The 19,521-nt window shown below is 36.4% G+C and carries 11 protein-coding genes; 9 read left to right on the forward strand and 2 right to left on the reverse strand.

The annotated features are described in order from the left end of the window. Nucleotide 1: 1 nt before the first annotated feature. A complete protein-coding gene (locus AACP56_RS13965; protein WP_339337538.1) occupies nucleotides 2-1,360 on the reverse strand; it encodes a sensor histidine kinase in 1,359 nt (452 codons plus the stop codon). Then, on the reverse strand, nucleotides 1,353-2,717 hold the full coding sequence (locus AACP56_RS13970) for a sigma-54-dependent transcriptional regulator (protein ID WP_339337537.1): 1,365 nt from the start codon (nucleotides 2,715-2,717) through the stop codon (nucleotides 1,353-1,355). Before AACP56_RS13970 ends, AACP56_RS13965 begins: the two co-directional genes overlap by 8 nt. A gap of 203 nt (nucleotides 2,718-2,920) precedes the next feature. On the opposite strand from AACP56_RS13970, the gene AACP56_RS13975 reads away from it, so the two are divergent. The 9 genes from AACP56_RS13975 (at nucleotide 2,921) to AACP56_RS14015 (ending at nucleotide 19,478) form a co-directional block, all read left to right on the forward strand. Then, nucleotides 2,921-4,270, forward strand: a complete 1,350-nt coding sequence (locus AACP56_RS13975) for a TolC family protein (RefSeq protein ID WP_339337536.1) — start codon at nucleotides 2,921-2,923, stop codon at nucleotides 4,268-4,270. A 16-nt stretch (nucleotides 4,271-4,286) separates the two neighbouring features. Continuing rightward, nucleotides 4,287-5,534, forward strand: a complete 1,248-nt coding sequence (locus tag AACP56_RS13980; protein WP_339337535.1) for an efflux RND transporter periplasmic adaptor subunit — start codon at nucleotides 4,287-4,289, stop codon at nucleotides 5,532-5,534. Between the two features lie 66 nt (nucleotides 5,535-5,600). After that, nucleotides 5,601-6,296: an ABC transporter ATP-binding protein gene (locus AACP56_RS13985; protein ID WP_339337534.1), complete on the forward strand. Its 696-nt coding sequence runs from the start codon at nucleotides 5,601-5,603 to the stop codon at nucleotides 6,294-6,296. A 77-nt stretch (nucleotides 6,297-6,373) separates the two neighbouring features. After that, entirely contained in the window at nucleotides 6,374-7,135 is a 762-nt protein-coding gene (locus AACP56_RS13990; RefSeq protein WP_339337533.1) for a head GIN domain-containing protein, read from the forward strand. Nucleotides 7,136-7,138: 3 nt separating this feature from the next. Beyond that, on the forward strand, nucleotides 7,139-9,571 hold the full coding sequence (locus AACP56_RS13995) for an ABC transporter permease (RefSeq protein WP_339337532.1): 2,433 nt from the start codon (nucleotides 7,139-7,141) through the stop codon (nucleotides 9,569-9,571). Between the two features lie 20 nt (nucleotides 9,572-9,591). Next, the gene (locus AACP56_RS14000; RefSeq protein ID WP_339337531.1) at nucleotides 9,592-11,991 is read left to right on the forward strand and encodes an ABC transporter permease; all 2,400 of its coding nucleotides are present in this window, start codon (nucleotides 9,592-9,594) and stop codon (nucleotides 11,989-11,991) included. Nucleotides 11,992-12,202: 211 nt separating this feature from the next. Then, nucleotides 12,203-14,632, forward strand: a complete 2,430-nt coding sequence (locus tag AACP56_RS14005; protein ID WP_339337530.1) for an ABC transporter permease — start codon at nucleotides 12,203-12,205, stop codon at nucleotides 14,630-14,632. 25 nt (nucleotides 14,633-14,657) lie between these two features. Continuing rightward, complete coding sequence (locus tag AACP56_RS14010) at nucleotides 14,658-17,042, forward strand: ABC transporter permease (RefSeq protein ID WP_339337529.1); 2,385 nt, start codon at nucleotides 14,658-14,660, stop codon at nucleotides 17,040-17,042. A gap of 21 nt (nucleotides 17,043-17,063) precedes the next feature. Beyond that, on the forward strand, nucleotides 17,064-19,478 hold the full coding sequence (locus tag AACP56_RS14015; RefSeq protein ID WP_339337528.1) for an ABC transporter permease: 2,415 nt from the start codon (nucleotides 17,064-17,066) through the stop codon (nucleotides 19,476-19,478). Nucleotides 19,479-19,521: the final 43 nt, after the last annotated feature.

Genomic DNA, 19,521 nt, shown 5'->3' on the forward strand with positions numbered 1-19,521 from the left:
TTTAAGTTGTTTTGGCATTAAAAGAAAGTACAAATGAGGTCTCCACATTAGGTTTTGAAAATACTTTTAAATTGCCGCCATGCAAGTGCATAATCTGTTTGGATAAACTTAATCCAATTCCAGTTCCTTTTTCTTTGGTCGTAAAAAATGGAATAAAGATGTCTTCTAGAATATCGGTTGGTATTCCTGGGCCATTGTCTTTAACTTCTATATTTTTATTTCCTTTAATATCAACGTAGGCACTAATTTTAAGTTTCCCACCTTTTGTATTTTCTATAGACTGTAGACCATTTTTGACTAGATTAATCAAAACTTGAGTGAGTTGTTTTTCATCTATAAACAGTTCTAAATCTTCAGGTTCATAGTGCCAGGTTATTTCAGTTCCAGCACTAGGATCTAATTGCATTAATACTTGGGCTTTTTCAAATAGTTTCTTTGCACTAACCAGTTCTCTATCGGGCTTTGGAACACTTAATAAACTTCTATAGGATTGTACAAATTCCATTAGATCATTCCCTTGGTTTTTTATTACTTCTATACCTTTAGCCGTACTGCTCAATTTATTTTCATCCAATTGTTCGGATTTAACCAGGCCATCGGGTGTCTTATAGTATTTTAAAATCGATTCAGAAATAGAGGTTATTGGTGTAATGGTGTTCATGATTTCATGGGTCAATACGCGAATTAATCTAATCCATGAATCTGTTTCCTTTTCATCCAGTTCTTTATGGATATCCTGCACCACCACTAATAAAAGCGATTGACCATCCAACGTAATTGGTGTAGACTTTAATGCAAGTTGTATTTGTTCTCGTTCGTTGGTGAGCTGAACCATCTTGCGTTCAAAAGGCTGAAAATTTTTGAAAATGGCATATAATTTTTCATCAATCTTCGCCAGTTGTTTAATATGGTTCAAAGGAGCATAGTTTAATAATTTCTCTAAAGTTGGGTTGGAATAAAGTATATGTCCTTTGTCATTAAAAGTTAAGATACCGATACTGGCTTGCTTTAAAATCTCTTGATAATATTGCTCTCGAACCTGCAACTGTAGATGTACCTCTTGTATTAAACCATTTACCCTATTCAAGCTTTGGTTCAACTCTTTGAATGATTTTATAGAGACCCTTTCTGGGAAACGCAGTGTGAAATCTTCATTTCTGATTGCATCAAAAAAATAGGCTATCTTACGATTGGTACTATTAATAAAGCTTATTAGGGAATAGGTTTGTATGCATATTAGGGCGGCCATTGCTAACGAAAAGTACCATTCTTTTACAACGGCTACAGCTAAAAAGATTGAGGTAAGGGTAATAAAGAGTACCCTGAAAATAAGCTGAAAATAAAAATTTCTACTAGCCATTATTTATCTTCTTTAACTTGTTGTACAAAGTTTGCCTTGACACTCCTAATTGGTCGGCTGCAGCGCTATAGTTCCCATCATTTTCATCTAAGGCTTTTAGAATCATTTGTTTTTCCATTTCCTCTAGCGTGGTTGGACTGTTTGTTAAAGCTGTGGAAGATTTATTGTTTAGAAGAAAATCCTCTGCTTTTAATACTGCTCCTTCGCTAAGTATCACAGCACGTTCTATAGTGTGCAATAATTCCCGTACGTTTCCTGGCCAGCCATATGCCATTAATTTATCTTGTGCAGAATTGTTTATGCGAAGTGCAGGTTTGTCATACTTATTGCCAAAACGCTTTAAGTAAAAATCTGCTAAGATTAGAATGTCTTCATCCCTATCTCTTAACGCAGGAACTTCAACAGAAATCGTATTGATTCGGTATAGCAAATCCTCTCTAAATAGTCCATCGTTTACCATTTGTTCCAAGTTGCAGTTGGTTGCACATATCAACCTAATATCCACCGGAATAGTTTTGTTCGATCCCACTCTAACAATGGATTTATTCTGAATTGCAGAAAGTAACTTTGCCTGTGCCTGTAGGGATAGATTTCCTATTTCATCTAAGAACAGTGTGCCTTTATGTGCAGCTTCAAATTTTCCAGTTCTATTTTCTTTGGCATCTGTGAAAGAACCTTTAACATGGCCGAACAATTCACTTTCCAAAAGATTCTCTGAAATGGAACCCATATCTACTGCTATAAAAACTTCACCTTTTCTTTTGGAAGTTTTGTGGAGTTCTCTAGCTATTAGTTCTTTTCCCGTACCATTTTCTCCAGTAATTAGAACATTGACATCAGTTTTTGCAACTTTTCTGGTAAGGCTCAAAACTGTATTTAAGGCCTTGGAATTACCTATAATATAATTTTTGTCTTCGTTAATGACTTGCTTTAAATTGCTCTCTTTCTTCTTTAGTTGATGTATCTCCTGTTTCGATTTTCTAAGCTCAAAAGCTGCTTTTACGGTAGCTAAAAGCTTATCGTTGTTCCATGGTTTCAATATAAAATCCGAAGCGCCTTCTTTTAGCGCTTGTACTGCTAAGTCTACCGCTCCGTAGGCTGTCATCATAATTACAGACGTATGAGCTGCCTTCTTTTTAATCTCCCTTAACCAAAAAAGACCCTCATTACCTGTATTGACTCCGGCAGAAAAATTCATGTCCAAAAGGATGATATCAACTTCTTTTAAATCTTTAGATGAGATTTGATTAGGGTTAGAAATAGTTTCCACAGTTTTATATTCAAACTGCAATAGAATTTCTAAAGCGCTCAATACACTCTTGTTATCATCTATTACTAAGATTTTTGCGTCTGTCATAGTCTTTTTGCTAAAAAAGCTAAGTTAAAACTACAATATGAATTTTAGTTTTATTTTAAAGTGTAAAATATTTTGACAATATCTGTATAATAATTTTACACGAATCTTATAGCTCAATATCTACTTACAATTTAATTAATTGACTATCAATTAATTAAAATATTGGCATAAGAATAGTATATAGTTTGGCACATTAGTTTTTTATGATAGCAAGAATTAAAATAACCATCCTTCTCATTTGTGCGATTAGCTCCAATGCACTGGCCCAACAAAAATGGTCTTTGGACGAATGCGTTTCCTATGCTTTGGAGCATAATCTGCAATTGAAAGATTTCCAATATACTACAGAATCAAATAGAGAAACCTACAGGCAATCCATAAGAAATTTACTGCCCACTGTAAATGGCTTTGCAAATTATTTTATTCGTTATGGGCGTCAAATAAATCCAGAGGATAACAGTATTGTAAATACTGATATTTTTTCGAATAATTATTCTTTAGATGCCTCTTTTGATTTATTTCAAGGATTTCAAAAAATAAATGCCATTAAAGTTTCAAAGTTTTTACATAAAGCGACTAAAGAAGAAAGTCAACAACAAAAATATCTATTGGCTTTTCGGGTGATGTCAGCTTATTATGATATTCAATTCATAGAGGGACTTATTGTCATTTCGGAAGAGCAGGTCACTATCTCCCAAACCAATTACGACCTTGTTAAAAAACAAATAGAGTTGGGCCTTATGGCTAGAGCAGACCTTTATGAGGCGGAATCGCTATTGTTGACCGATAAATTAACGCTTACACAAAATAAAAACCAATTGAAAGCGGCAAAACTTACACTGCTTCAAGCTATGAATGTTGAGGGTGAAAGTGATATATCCATAATAACAGAATCGATTTCCCCAGAAAAAAAGGAGTCATCAGAAATGGTGGCTACCGATTCCATTTTTGTAAAGGCCAAAGATTTTATACCCTCTATTAAGGCTCAAGAATACCGTATAAAGGCCGCCAAAAAACAGTTAGGGGTAACTCGTGGCGGATTACTTCCTTCACTTACTATAGGAGGAGGTGTAGGTACTGGCTATTTTGAAACGATCAGGGATTCTATTACAAGCGAAACAGTTCCCTTCAGAGAACAATTCCGCAATAATACCTTTGAATATGTTGGGGCCACATTAAATGTGCCTATTTTCAATGGTTGGGCAAATCGTTCTAGGATTAAGCAACAGAAAATAGCCTTAGAACGTGCTAAAAATAATGCTAAAGTCACAGAGCAAGAACTTTATCAAATCGTTCAACAATTAGTACAAGAGCATGATGCTCTTGGCGCAGAGACTGAACAAACGCAAAAGAGAATGAGATTGCAAGAACTTGCCTTTAACATTGCTCAGAAGCGTTATGAAAGAGGCATGATAAACACGATAGAACTCGGTCAAGCAAAAACACTTTTTGCTACTGCACAAAACCAAAATTTACAGGCACAGTTACGATTACTGGTCAACACTACAACACTGGATTTTTACAAAGGACTTCCAGTGTTTAATATAAACTAGAATAGAAAATCATAGCATGGATATTAAAATAGAAAAGAAAAAAGGATTAAAACCAAAACATTTTGGCTACATAGCTCTTGGAGCTTTATTGTTATTTGTTGGTTATCAATTGCTTTCTCCTTCGGTCTCTACATTTAGAACAGAGAAAGACAAACTTTCCATTGCGCAAATTTCTCAAGGAAAGTTTGATGACTATATCACAATTAACGGTAATGTTGCTCCAATTTCTACAATATACATGGATGCTTATGAAGGTGGGAGGGTAACTGAAAAATTGATAGAAGAAGGAGCTACCGTAAAAAAAGGGGATATTATTCTTAAGCTTGAAAATATCAACCTTTACGAACAGATTCTCAATAGTGAAAGTGATTTGGCCTTAAAACAGAATGATTTGCGTTCCACAAGATTAAATTTTGATTCTCGTCAAGTAGAAGGTCGCCGTTCTTTAGCTACAGCAACCACAGATTTACAGCGATTGAAGCGAAATTTTGAGCAGAACGAAGCTTTGTTTAAAGAAGAATTGATTTCAAGGGAAGAATATCAATTATCAAAGGAAAACTACGAACTGTCCAAAAAACAGTACGAAATTTTGAAAGCCCAAACAGAGACTGATGATGAGCTAAGAAAAACTTCGCTTACCGGATTGGATGCAGATTTATCTAGAATGCAGAAAACATTGGGGATGGTGTATCAAAGATTGGACCACCTAAATGTACGAGCTCCAGCCGACGGACAGCTTGGATTTTTAGATGCAGAGATAGGGCAGAATATCACTCAAGGACAACGTATTGGACAGGTTAACGTGTTGACCGATTATAAGATTGAAGCAGATATTGATGAACATTATATTGATAGGGTCAAAAGGGATTTAGTCGCTGTGTTGGAACGTAATGGCACGGAGTATCCATTACGATTGCGCAAGGTATATCCTGAAGTAAGGAACGGAAGATTTAGAGTAGACTTGGTTTTTACAGATGCTAAACCGGAAACTATTAGAACAGGCCAAAGTTATAATATCAAATTACAATTGGGCGAATCTAGTGATGCCCTGTTATTGCCAAAAGGAAGCTTCTTTACAAGTACTGGAGGACAGTGGATTTTTGTTGTTGCTCCTGGTGGTGATGAGGCCTTAAGGCGACCCATCCGTGTTGGAAAGCAAAACTCAAGGTATTATGAGGTTTTGGAAGGTTTAGATGCTGGAGAAGAAGTGATAACAAGTAACTATGACTCTTTTGGCGAAGCGGAAAGAATAGTTTTAAAATAAAATAGAAAATCGTCACAAAAGGCGGAAAATAATTGTCTTTATACTAACTGAAATAATCGAATAGAAATGATAACAATCAAGAATTTAAAAAAGAGCTTTAGAACAGAAGAGGTAGAAACATTAGCACTTAATAATGTTAATCTACATGTAGAGGACGGAGAGTTCGTTGCCATCATGGGACCTTCAGGATGTGGAAAATCCACATTGCTTAATATTATTGGAATGTTGGACAACCCAACAGAAGGAAGCTACAATTTTGCAGGAAATGAAGTTGGCGGACTTAAAGAAAGCCAACGTACCCAGCTTCGAAAAGGAAACTTAGGTTTCGTTTTCCAAAGTTTTAATCTCATTGATGAGCTTACAGTATATGAAAACGTAGAGCTACCGCTCATTTATTTAAAAATGGGCAAAAGCGAGCGTAAAGAAAAGGTCATGGCTGTTTTGGAACGCATGAAGATTGCACATAGGGAAAAGCATTTTCCGCAACAGTTATCAGGTGGTCAACAGCAACGTGTGGCCATTTCACGAGCAGTGGTAACCAATCCAAAATTAATATTGGCAGATGAGCCAACAGGTAACCTGGATTCCAAAAACGGAATCGAGGTAATGAACTTGTTGACAGAGTTGAACCAAGAAGGTACAACCATAGTTATGGTGACTCATTCAGACAGAGATTCGCATTATGCACACAGAGTCGTAAACCTATTTGATGGTCAAATAGTAACAGAGAGTCAGAACAGGGCAATTGGTGCTATGGTGTAGGAGTTTATTCATCTCCCCGAACTTGTTTCCGGGACAATCAATTCAGAAGTTATCAACAAATCAAAAAATGAACAGTCATGAAACTCATTCAAACAAAATTAGCCAAAACAATATTTACTATACTGCTTACATGGTTTGTATCAGAGTGGTCTTTTGCACAAGTAAAAACTTACGAAACTAATCACTTCGATAAGGTTATAGTTAGTCCGCACATCTCAGTAAATTTTGTTGAAGGAGACTCGGAGACAGTTATTGTAAATAGTAGTACTGAACCTATAGAAAAATTAAATATTGAGGTGATTGGAAAAACACTTCGTATTTATCTTGATGATGCCAAAATGGTTACCAAACAAGAAAAGGTTAAAAATGATACATGGAAAGGTAAACAGGATATTTATAAAGGAACTGTTATAAAAGCAACAGTAACATATAAGAGTCTTAGGGAGCTTTCTTTAAGAGGGGAACAAAAATTTATTTGCGAAAGCCCTTTAAGCGGAAAAGACTTCAGACTAAAACTTTATGGTGAGTCACAAGTATACCTTAATGAAGTTGATTTGGAAAATCTGCATACCACTATATATGGTGAAAGCTATCTTGAACTGAAAAAAGGGAAATTAAACTATCAAAAAATCACTGCTTATGGAGAGACTACAATAAATAGCCTAGAAGTCCAAACCAAAAGGGCAAAGGTTACTGCTTATGGCGAAGGGAGTTATCGATTAAAAATTTCCGATAGACTAAAAGTTACTGCGTATGGAGAAGCTACTATTGCTTATGAAGGTTCTCCAGAAATTGACAAAGGAATAATAATAGGTGAGGCCACCATTCAAAAAATATAAGTCATGTTCAAGAATTATTTGAAAATCGCTTGGCGAAACCTCCTTAAAAACAAGGTTTATTCGTTTATAAATATTGGCGGGTTAGCTATTGGAATAACAGCATGCTTGTTGATTTTGCAATATGTGGCCTTTGAAACCAGTTATGAGGATTTTCACGAAAACAAAGATTTGGTTTATCGCGTAAAGCAAGACCGATACAATGATGGTGTCTTGACAACGGAATGGGCTGCAGGTGCTTTTGCCGCAGGGACACAATTTAGTGAAGCCATCCCCGAAATAGAAGAATACGTTAAATTAGTTGATGCAGGTCAAGTAATCGTTGATAACGGGGATGAAACTTTAAAAATCGAAGACGTATTCTATTCAAGTGGGGCATTTTTTGAAATTTTCTCATACCCATTGCTTTCAGGAGACAAGGGAACCGTTTTAGAAGAGAACAGAACTGCCGTACTTTCTGAATCTACAGCGCTAAAAACATATGGCACTACAGATATCATTGGCAAAACGATTGAATTCAATGGCAATAGCCGTTATCGGATAACGGGTGTCTTTAAAGATATGCCCACGAACACTCAGCTTAAACCCAACATATTATTATCCTATACCACCTTTAGGGAAAGAATCTTGGCTGAAAATGACCAAGATCCAGATGCGGATTCCGATACTTGGTGGTTTTCTGACGGCTGTTTGACTTATTTTAAATTGAAGAAGGGTGTTGCCCCTTCCGTTGTAGAGAACAAGTTTGTTTCTGTTGTAGAAGAACAAGCTGGAGAAGAATTGAAAGCGTCCAACTCCAATGCGGTCTATACTTTGATTCCACTAACAGATATTCACCTCTATTCCAACTATATGATGGAACCAGGAACAAATGGTGATGGCAAAACTGTATACCTATTGTTAGGGATTGCATTTTTTATAGTGGTCATTGCATGGGTGAATTACATAAACCTTGCCACCGCTAGGGCCATCAGTAGAGCAAAAGAAGTAGGAATTAGAAAGACTTTGGGATCTCAAAGAAAACAACTGATAGTTCAATTTTTCATTGAATCATTTCTTTTTAATGGATTGGCATTGCTCATTGCCTTGGTTCTAACAGCAATTAGCATCCCATTTTTCAATGATATTTCTGGACAAGAATTGACTATTAACTTTCTTATCGATGGTGGTTTTTGGCTAGGTTTGGTTTCATTATTTTTCTTAGGAGTATTACTTTCAGGTGCTTACCCCGCATTTGTACTATCAAGATTTCGACCGGTAGAAGTTTTAAAAGGTAAGATGGTCAGTACCAAGGAAGGCTCTTTGTTACGCAAAGGTTTGGTTGTTTTTCAGTTTGCCGCTTCCCTATTTTTATTAATAGGTACTTTAACTGTGTACCAGCAAATACAATTCATGCGAAAGCAGTCCCTCGGTCTTGATATTGATAAAACATTAGTAGTCGTTCCACCAATAGTTACTGATTCTACCTACATGGGCCAGATGAGGTCATTTAAAGAAAGCCTTTTACGATACCCTTCAATTAAAAGTGTAGCTGCTGCATCTACTATTCCAGGACAACCAGTAGGTTGGAATGCTGGAGGGATAAAATTGACAACTCAAGAGGAAACTGAAGGAAAACAATATAGAGTTATCGGTGTAGATTATGACTATATGGATCAGTTTGGACTGGAAGTGATAGCAGGTCGGGCATTTTCTGAAGAATTTGGAACTGACCCTGAATCGGTGATTTTTAATAGAGCTGGTATTTCTCAACTCGGTTTTAAAAATCCTGAAGATGCATTGGGTAAGAAAGTTGATTTTTGGGGAAACCAATACACGATTGTAGGGGTCGCTGAAAACTTCAATCAAGAATCGTTAAGACTTCCTTATGAGCCCTTGGTTCTTAGACTAATTCCAGATGTTAGGGGTTATTTTGCCATCAAGCAAAGTTCGCAGGATATTGCCCAGACTGTGGCTCAGGTAGGTCAAGAATGGGATAAGTTTTTCCCTGGAAATACTTATGAGTATTTCTTTTTGGACGATCATTTCAATGAACAATACAATGCTGACCAAAGATTTGGAAAAGTGTTTGGGCTTTTTACGGGATTGGCAATTTTAGTAGCCTGTTTAGGACTTTTTGGATTGGCGTCTTTTACAACTTTGCAGCGCACCAAAGAGATTGGGATTCGAAAGGTCTTGGGTGCCTCCATACCAGGAATTCTAAAACTTTTGTACAAGGAATTTGCGATTCTTTTGGTATTTGCCTTTTTGATTGCAATTCCTATCGCATGGTTTACTTCTAGTAATTGGCTGGAAGGCTATGCTTTTAGAATTGATATGCACTGGTCATATTTCTTACTGCCTTTTCTTGTAATTGTTTTAATTGCATTGGTAACCGTTAGTTTTCAAACTATAAAGGCTTCATTGGTAAACCCCGTAAAAAGTTTACGTACCGAATAACCAATCAAAAACGAAAAATCATGTTCAAAAACTATTTAAAAATCGCTTGGAGAAACTTGTTAAAAAACAAGGGGTATTCTTTGATTAATATCGGAGGCTTGGCCTTAGGTATGGCTGTGACACTTATTATTGGGCTATGGATGCATGATGAGTTAACTTATAACGACTACTTCAACAATAAAGAGAAGATTGCACAAGTATGGCAGTCACAGACCTTCAATGGTAATGTGGGAACTGGACAGGCAATACCTTTGCCCTTGGAACCAGCTTTACGAGATGGTTATGGTGATAACTTTAAGCATTTGATGATGGCCTCATGGACTCAGGATAGTTATATCAAATACAAGGATAACAGTATTTCTAGGCCTGGCAACTATATGCAGCCTATGGCCACAGAGTTATTAAATCTTGAAATCCTTAAAGGTGAAAAAGATGGCTTGCGCGAAATAAATTCCATTATGCTCTCAAAGTCTACAGCTGATGCCTTGTTTGGAGAAGAAGACCCAGTAGGAAAAGTGGTAAAAATTAGTAATCAGTATGATTTGAATGTCAGCGCTGTCTACAATGATATTCCTTATAATAATACATTTAACGATACGGATTATATCATTCCATGGGACCACTATGTTGCCAATCGCGAGTGGATTCAAAATTCATTGGATAACTGGGGCAACAACTCTTTTCAGATGTTTGTACAGTTGTCGGAGAATACCAGTATGGAAAATGTATCCAATACAATTAGGAATGTTAAAAAAGATTTGAACGAAGATACTGCAGAGTTTAATCCTCAAATTTTTCTGCTTCCAATGGAAGATTGGTATCTGCGCAACAACTTTGAACAGGGTATACAAACTGGTGGTCGAATCAAATATGTGTGGCTATTTGGAATCATTGGAGCATTTGTTTTGCTATTGGCTTGTATAAATTTTATGAACCTTAGCACCGCACGCTCTGAAAAGCGAGCAAAAGAAGTTGGTATCCGAAAGTCTATCGGGTCACAAAAAGGACAATTGATCTATCAGTTTTTGAGCGAATCTTTTTTGGTGGTTCTTTTTGCCTATTTCATCGCCATTGTCGTTGTGTTGTTGTGCCTTAATGGCTTTAATGAATTAGCTCGAAAAGAAATTGTATTTCCATGGAATAGCTCAATTTTTTGGACACTTTCAATCGTATTTATTCTTTTTACCGCTTTGTTGGCAGGGAGCTACCCCGCATTATATTTATCTTCTTTTAGACCTGTAGACGTTTTAAAAGGAACTTTTAAAGCTGGAAAATATGCAGGTCTACCAAGAAAGATATTGGTGGTGCTACAGTTTACGGTTTCCGTGGCTTTTATTATTGGTACGGTAATAGTCATGCAACAAATTAACCATGCCAAAAATCGTCCAATAGGCTACGATAGGGAAGGATTAATACAGATTCCCACATGGTCTGCAGATTTTGAGGGCAAAACCGATTTAATGCGGGAACAATTTATAAATTCTGGTGCTGCAATTGCCATGGCAACATCTAGTAGTCCAACAACCCAAATATGGTCTAATAGAAGCGGTTTTACGTGGGAAGGAAAGCCCGAAGGTTTTCAAGAAGACTTCGCCTGGACTGAAGTATCGCCGGAATATGCCAACACACTAGACCTAAAAGTAGTGCAGGGAAGGGATTTTTCTAGGGATATGGCTTCGGATTCATTAGGAATACTTATCAACAAAACTGCTGTAGAATATATGGGGCTGAAAAATCCTGTAGGCACTATAATTCGTGATTCTGATGAAGAAGATCCAGGGCCTGATAGGAAAATTATCGGTGTGGTTGAGGATATTATTGCACAATCGCCTTACGAACCTGTGAAACAAGGTTGGTATGTATACGACCGACACGACAATTTCAGTTATTACAATTTAAGGTTAAACCCAGAACAGAGTGCTAGTCAAAGTATAGCAATTATTGAACGGGTATTTAAGGATAACTTTCCAGCGATTCCTTTTCAATATGACTTTGTAGATGATCAATATGCCAGAAAATTTGCTTCTGAACAACGTATTGGGACTTTGTCAGGAATATTTACGGCATTAGCTATCCTGATCAGCTGTTTGGGCCTTTTTGGTCTTACATCTTATGTGGCGGAGCAAAGAACTAAAGAGATAGGGGTACGAAAAGTATTGGGAGCATCAGTTTTTAATGTATGGAACATGCTCTCTAAAGATTTCTTAAAGTTAGTTGTTATTTCCTGTTTTATAGCTGTGCCAATTGCCTATTATGTAATGAATGGTTGGTTACAGGAATACCCATATCGAGTAATTCTTAAATGGTGGATTTTCGCCTTGGCCATGTTAGCAGCTATGGGTGTTACGGTACTTACAGTAAGCTTTCAGGCAATACGTGCTGCAAAGCAAAATCCGGTGAAAAGTTTACGAACGGAGTAAACTTGATGACTGATTGTTCGGTACTTGAGGGATTTTTTTGGTTTACTAGATAATAGTTCCTTAAAAATTGTAAACTAATTGTACAGATGCTGTCTAAAAATTTTACATAGAATTATTGCAATTGTTTTTTAAATAACTGTTTTTCAGCATATTAAAATATGGCATGAAAATAGGACTACCAAAAACATTATCAATCAAAAAATGAACGGTCATGTTAAGAAATCAATTTAAAATCGCATGGAGAAGCATTAAAAAACAACCCTTTTTAAATGCCTTAAATACTTTTGGCCTAGCTATTGGAATAGCCGGAACACTTTTGATTTGCCTCTACATATATGATGAGTTGAGTTATGATAAAATGTTTGCCGAGGCCGAAAGAATTCACAGGATTAATGTAGATATGAAATTTGGAGGACCGGATAGGGAGATGTCACAAGTTTCGGGTCCAATGGCGGAAGCAGTGCTTAATGATATCCCTCAGGTTGAAAGTACTGTTCGTTTTAAGCCTTGGGGCTCATCCTCCTTAAACAAAACGGAAAACACCAATCTAGTTCTGGAAGATAAAACTGCCTTTGTGGATAGTACTTTGGTATCAATGTTTGGTTTAAACATGATATTTGGAAATCCAGATAAAGCACTTACGGAACCCAATACTTTAATTCTTACCAAAACTGCTGCCGAAAAGCATTTTCCTGTTGCAAGCGCTATTGGACAAAAACTAATTCTAAATGAAGGCATTACTTATACTGTTACTGGAATTATTGAAGATTTACCTGAAAACTCTTTTTTGGAAGGTTACTCGGTGTTTATGTCAATGACAAGCTATGTAGATAACTATTTAAATTGGGGAAGCCATAATTACAACACATTTATCAAACTAAAACCAAATACTGATGCGAGTGATATTGCCGAACCCTTACAAGGCATGATGGAACGTTATTTAATGCCTTATGCCCAACAATTTTTCCCAGGAATTACTATGGAACAATTTGCTGCCTCGGGCAACTATGTCAACTATTCCACCACTCCATTAACAGATTTACATTTGTATTCGCATAGGGAGCAAGATATGGGAAGAAATGGGAACATAGACAATATTTACATTCTTGGTTTTATCGCAATTTTTCTGATTTTGTTGGCCAGCATTAACTATATGAACTTATCTACGGCTTATTCATTAAAAAGAGCTAAAGAAGTAGGTATCCGAAAGACACTTGGTTCAAACAAAGGGTCTCTGGTAAAACAGTTCTTGACCGAATCTGGCTTGATAACTTTTGGTGCCATGTTGGTTGCAATTTTATTATCAATAATTGCCTTACCATTTTTTAACCAGTTGGCTGATAAATCCATTGATGTTCCTCTGCTAAATCCTGTTTTTTGGGCGGTTCTGATTTTGTCTACCGTCCTTTTAGCTCTTTTTTCAGGTAGTTATCCTGCTTTTTTTATGTCAAAATTCAAACCTGTCAAAGTATTGAAAGGAAGTGGAGAGGCTAGTGCAGGTGGTTCAAAATTTAGAAAGACCTTGGTTGTTTTTCAGTTTGCCGTTTCAGTTTTTTTGATTGTTGGCACTTTAGTAGTGTCTAAACAAATAAGCTATATGCAAAACAAAGACTTAGGTTATAGTAAAGATCAAATCCTGTTGGTAAACAACATGAATAGGTTAAACGACCAGGCTGATCCTTTTAAGGAAGAAGTAATGCAATTAGCTCAAGTTTCAAATGCATCTCTTAGCGGTTATGTTCCTACTCCATCGTACAGAAGTGATTCTTCCTATTTCTTGGAAGATAAATTAGAGCAAGAATCGGCAATAAACATGCAAGGGTGGCTCGTTGATTTTGATTACATGGAAACCTTAGATTTAGAGTTACTATCTGGACGGACTTTTGACCCAAATATCACAACCGATTCTACTGCAATAATTGTTAATGAGTCTGCCCTAAAAGTTACAGGCCTTAACCAGCAAGAGGTTTTAGGTAAGCGTATTTTCAATGGAATAGGAGAAGAAGATATTTCTGAGTTCACGGTAATCGGGGTAGTAAAAAATTTTCATTTTGAGACCATGCGACAAGAGGTTCGGCCTCTTTCGCTACAAATAGGAAGAAGTACTGGAAACCTTATCGTGAAACTTAAATCAGGTAGTTTTAAAAACACCATTTCCCAAATACAAGAACTATGGGAAGCAAAATCACCAAGTTTGGCATTTAGTTATCAATTTATGGACGAGTCTTTCAATGAGGTCTATGAAAACGAAAAAAGATTAAGTGATATTTTCATCATATTTACTTCACTTTCAATTTTTATAGCTTGTCTTGGACTTTTTGGACTGGCCGCGTTCAACGCTCAAAAACGTATTAAAGAAATTGGAGTACGGAAAGTACTGGGGGCTAGTGTAAGTCAAATTTCATATAGACTTACCATAGACTTTTTAAGACTGGTAGGAGTAGGTGTTTTAATATCCTTGCCATTGAGTTGGTTTGCTATGAATAGATGGTTACAGGATTTTTCATATCGCATAGAAGTCAGCTGGTGGATTTTGGCATTGGCCGGGCTTTTGGCAATTACAATCGCCATAATTACGGTAAGTTACCAGAGTATAAAAGCTGCTATTGTAAATCCTGTAAAAAGCCTAAGAACCGAATAGAAGAATCAATCAAAGACAATCAATTATGATTAAGAATTATATCAAAATTGCCTGGAGGAACTTATTAAAAAGAAAAGTATTCACAGCCATTAATGTTCTAGGTCTAGCGATAGGTTTTGGCAGTTGTATCCTAATTTTTCTATTTCTTAATTATCACCTGTCATTTGATAATTTTCATGCCAATGCAGACCGCATTTACAGAATAAATACGGAAGAAATTACCGATGATATAGAGTACAATGCAAGCGTACCCCCAGCATTTGCAAAGGTATTTAGAGAAGAATATGACTATTCTGAAAAAGTTGCCAAAATTGTACAACGAAATGATATAATACTTGATATCAATGAAAACGGGAAGCTTAATAAGCTAAAAGAGAATGTCGTTTTTGTAGAAGAAGATTTTTTTGAAATCTTTAATTATCCTTTGATTTATGGTGGAGAAAAAGTACGCCTTGCAGCCCCCAATACGGCTGTACTTACTGAAGATATGGCAATTAAAATGTATAGTAGAGCTGATGTCGTTGGTAATAACTTCGTTTTAGAGAATGATAAGACCATAACAATTACTGGAGTATTGAAAAACCTGCCTCAGTCTACTTTTCTAGATAGAGAACTCTTTATCAGTTTTGAAAATCTAGGTGATAATGCTGGATTTGCGGCCAGTGAAAGCTGGGGCGGTATTACTGGTAACTTACAGTGTTATGCTTTATTAAGACCTAATCAGAATATTGCCAATATCGAAAAAGCTTTAATTGAGCTTCCAAAAAGGCATCGGCCAAATAGTAAGAACAAACATGTATACAAACTACAACCACTTTCTGACATCCATTTTAATGCTGATTACGGCGGACTAAACCCTGTTCTACTATGGATTTTTGGTATTGTTGGCCTTTTCCTTATCGTCATTGCCAGTATCAATTTTATTAATATCTCTACTGCACAGGCTTTCTACCGATCTAAAGAAATTGGCATTAGAAAAGTGCTGGGTAGCTTTAAACAGCATCTATTTTGGCAATTCATATCGGAAACATTTATTATCAGTCTTGTTGCGCTCTTCATAGGCTTTGTACTTTCGGTTTTGTTTTTGCCATCTTTCAATGATCTTTTTAATATTAAACTAGTTATAAATGATTTATGGACTCCTGACTTTATAGGTTTCATTGCTCTTGTATTAGTAGTAGTTTCCTTTTTATCGGGAAGTTACCCTGGAATTCTTATGAGTCGAATAGTTCCTGTATTGGCACTGAAAGGTAAATTGGGGCATAACGATACTGGTGGTGTAGCTACCCGAAAGGTTTTGGTAGTGACTCAGTTTGTCATATCCATAGTCCTTATTGCAACAACAATTATTATCTCAAGGCAAATTGATTATGCTGTGAACTCCGATTTGGGTTTTGACAAAGAGTCACTTGTTATGGTAGAAATCCCAAGCAATATTGAAGAAGACCAACTCTATAGTCTCAAAGAACGGTTAAAACAAATTCCAAGTGTAAGAGAAGTTTCAACTTGTTTCAGTAGTCCTGGTGCATCAAGTAATAATTGGGGTACAAACATTAGATATGGTACAAGACCAGAAGATGAAGAGTTTAGTATCAATGCTAAATTTGCTGATGTAGATTACATTAACACTTTCGGTCTAGAGCTTTCGTATGGCAGAAACTTCTTTAAAAAAGATTCTATTGATGAAGTGGTAGTTAATGAAAGACTAGCCGAAAAACTGGGTCTTTCTTCTCCAGAACACATGTTGGGGCAACAAATTGCTGTAAACGGCGGAACCATAGGTGGAACTATTGTAGGTATCATAAAAGACTTTCATAATAACAGTTTTACAGAAGGTATCAGCCCAGTAATTATAGCGCCTTTAGCCGATACTTATGGCGAGATTGCATTAAAGATAAATAGTAAAAATACGAAACAGGCCTTAGCTCAAATAGATGAAAAGTGGTCAGAAACTTTTGATGGCTATCTTTTCGAATATCGATTTTTAGAAGATAGAGTGACGGAACAATATGAACAAGAGCAACGTTACTTATCTCTTTCAAAGGTTTTCTCTGGTCTTGCCATTTTTATTGGCTGTTTAGGCCTTTACGGGCTTATTCTCTTTTTTGTAGGGCAGCGGACAAAAGAAATTGGGATTAGAAAAGTACTGGGAAGTAACATGGCAAATATACTTACTTTATTGTCACAAGATTTTCTCAGACTTATACTTGTTGCCGGTATATTAGCCACGCCTATTACTTGGTATTTTATGGCGCAGTGGCTCCAAGGATATGCCTATAGAACAGAGATTCATTGGTGGTATTTTGCCATTGCTATTTTAGCAATCATTATAATTACAATAGCAACAATAAGTTATCAAACTTTAAAAGTGGCCATCAAAAGCCCCGTTGATAGCTTAAGAACGGAATGAAATCATCAATCAAAAAAAATCATGTTTAAAAATTATTTAAAAATCTCGTGGCGTAGTCTTCTCAAGAATAAAACATTTACCGTTTTAAATAGTATTGGCCTGTCTGTTGCTTTTGCTGTTGCCATTCTATTGTCCATGGCTGGTTTTTTTGACTTGTCGTATGACCAATTCCACACTAATGGCAAGGACATTTACAAGGTATACTCTATGTGGCAAAATCCTAAAGGACCACAAGTAAGTGTAAGCCATGCTGCTCCTTTGTTGCCCACTATTATGGATGAAGTTCCGGGAATTGAGAGAGCCACTCGCCATTTGCAGCAGGAAGCGGTATTAACATATGGCGAAAAAGAAATTAATATGGATGCTATATGGGTTGATGCTGATTTCTTCAACATGTTTACTTTTCCAGCTATTAAGGGAAAAATGGACAATCCTTTGGAAAAACAATCAGATATCGTCATCACGGAAGAAATAGCAAAATCGTTGTTCGGTGATGAAGAGTCCATAGGTAAAACAGTACAAATTTTAATTAATGGAAAAGACGAGCCTTTTACCATAGGAACTGTAGTAAAGAATAACCCATCACAGAGTACATTGGAATTTGAAGTTGCTGTGCGGTTTGAAAAAGAGGCCGACTATTTAGAAAGCAAAGATGAATGGGGTGCGAGGTATCATGATATATATGTACAATTGGCCAAAAATGTTGCTCCCGGCCAATTTGATATGGCGACACGCTCACTAGTCGCGAATAATTTTAAAGAACGAATAGATAATGCTATACGAGATGGGGCTCATCCAGATGCAGAGGGACTTTATTACAAGGTTGAACTTTTGCCATTACTGGATGAAAATTTTGCGACCTTCAAAAATGGATATATAGAAGTCAGCCGCAGTAACGTCTATTTGGTATTGGGAGTTGCTTTTTTGATTCTATTTATTGCTTGTGTCAACTTTATAAATATGAGTATTGCCAGAAGTGGACTGCGCTTAAAAGAAATTGGAATGCGAAAAACACTTGGAGCGAAACGCAAACAGCTCTTTTTCCAGTTTTGGACAGAAAGCTTACTCGTATTTCTGTTTTCTGTAGGTGTTGGATTGGTGATAAGTATTTTACTCCTTGATGAATTCAAAACTCTGTTCAGAACAGATGTCTCCTTTGGATTAATTTTATCCCCGGTTACCATCCTACTTTTTTTACTCAGCATACTAATAATAACCCTAATTGTAGGTGGTTATCCTGCATTGTTAATGAGTAAGTTAGGTGCTATTCAATCTTTAAAAGGAAAATTGGACTCCTCTGGCAAGAACAAAGTTAGGGACGCTTTAATGATTCTACAATTTGGTATTGCCATATTAATGATAACAGGAACTTTAGTGCTGCATAGTCAGTTAGATTTTATGCGCAATAAAGACCTTGGTTTTAATAAGGAGCAAGTACTCTCTTTTCCTTTGGATGGAAAGAAGAATAGCTATGATGCTCTGGAATTACTGAGAAATGAATTAGCAGGTAATCCTGATATTTTGGAAATATCAGGAGCAGACAATAATTTGGGATACGGAAAAGATGGAAGTGTCTCGAGTAGTATGTTTGGTTTTGAGTATAAGAATAGGGTAATCAATACTAACTATCTAACGGTGGACTATGATTATGTGGAGACATTGGATTTGGAGCTCGTAGCTGGTCGAAACTTTAATAGGGAATTTGCAAGTGATCGCTCAGGGGTGGTCATCAATGAAGCCATGGCAAAGGAGTTTGGGGAAGAAGATCCATTGACGGCATATATTAGTTTTAGTGATTCACTACGTTTTCCTGTAATTGGGGTGGTCAAAGATTATCACTTTGAAGAATTGGATAAGACCATAGCCCCCATTACCATGATGATGAGCCGTGATTATGACTTGTATTATGCCTATGTAAAAGTAGCTCCGGTTAACCTTGCAAAATCCTATGATGCCATTAAAGACGCGTGGGCTCGAGTCTCTCCCAATTCAAAATTCTTGGGATCGTTCTTGGATGAAAACATTAACCGTACTTTTAGAAAAGAGGAGCGAGTGACCACTATGATTACAAGTGGTTCTATACTTGCAATCGCATTGAGCTGTATAGGTCTTTTTGCTATTTCATTGTTGATTGTAAATCAGCGTACTAAAGAAATAGGGGTTCGAAAAGTAGTAGGTGCCAGTGTAACCAACATTACATTTTTATTAACAAAAGACTTTTTGAAATTGGTTGGGATATCATTTTTAATTGCCTCCCCAATAGCCTGGTGGTTTATGAAAGAATGGTTAAAGAATTATCCTTTTAAGATAAACCTTAGCCCCTTATTTTTTATCGCTGCAGGATTGTTGGCCGCAATCATTGCCATATGTACCGTTAGTTTCAGAACGATTAATGCAGCAAAGCAAAACCCAGTAAAAAGTTTACGGACAGAATAGCTAATTAAGTGTAAACATATTATACAAAAACTGTCCAATTATT

It is taken from the genome of Croceitalea sp. MTPC6, from assembly GCF_036985525.1.
In the GTDB taxonomy this organism is placed as follows: domain Bacteria; phylum Bacteroidota; class Bacteroidia; order Flavobacteriales; family Flavobacteriaceae; genus Croceitalea.

Coding starts and splice junctions, on each gene's coding strand:
- AACP56_RS13965 (WP_339337538.1), bottom strand. CDS start 1,360: ATGGCTAGTAGAAATTTTTATTTTCAGCTTATTTTCAGGGTACTCTTT.
- AACP56_RS13975 (WP_339337536.1), top strand. CDS start 2,921: ATGATAGCAAGAATTAAAATAACCATCCTTCTCATTTGTGCGATTAGC.
- AACP56_RS13985 (WP_339337534.1), top strand. CDS start 5,601: ATGATAACAATCAAGAATTTAAAAAAGAGCTTTAGAACAGAAGAGGTA.
- AACP56_RS13970 (WP_339337537.1), bottom strand. CDS start 2,717: ATGACAGACGCAAAAATCTTAGTAATAGATGATAACAAGAGTGTATTG.
- AACP56_RS13980 (WP_339337535.1), top strand. CDS start 4,287: ATGGATATTAAAATAGAAAAGAAAAAAGGATTAAAACCAAAACATTTT.
- AACP56_RS13995 (WP_339337532.1), top strand. CDS start 7,139: ATGTTCAAGAATTATTTGAAAATCGCTTGGCGAAACCTCCTTAAAAAC.
- AACP56_RS13990 (WP_339337533.1), top strand. CDS start 6,374: ATGAAACTCATTCAAACAAAATTAGCCAAAACAATATTTACTATACTG.
- AACP56_RS14005 (WP_339337530.1), top strand. CDS start 12,203: ATGTTAAGAAATCAATTTAAAATCGCATGGAGAAGCATTAAAAAACAA.
- AACP56_RS14000 (WP_339337531.1), top strand. CDS start 9,592: ATGTTCAAAAACTATTTAAAAATCGCTTGGAGAAACTTGTTAAAAAAC.
- AACP56_RS14015 (WP_339337528.1), top strand. CDS start 17,064: ATGTTTAAAAATTATTTAAAAATCTCGTGGCGTAGTCTTCTCAAGAAT.
- AACP56_RS14010 (WP_339337529.1), top strand. CDS start 14,658: ATGATTAAGAATTATATCAAAATTGCCTGGAGGAACTTATTAAAAAGA.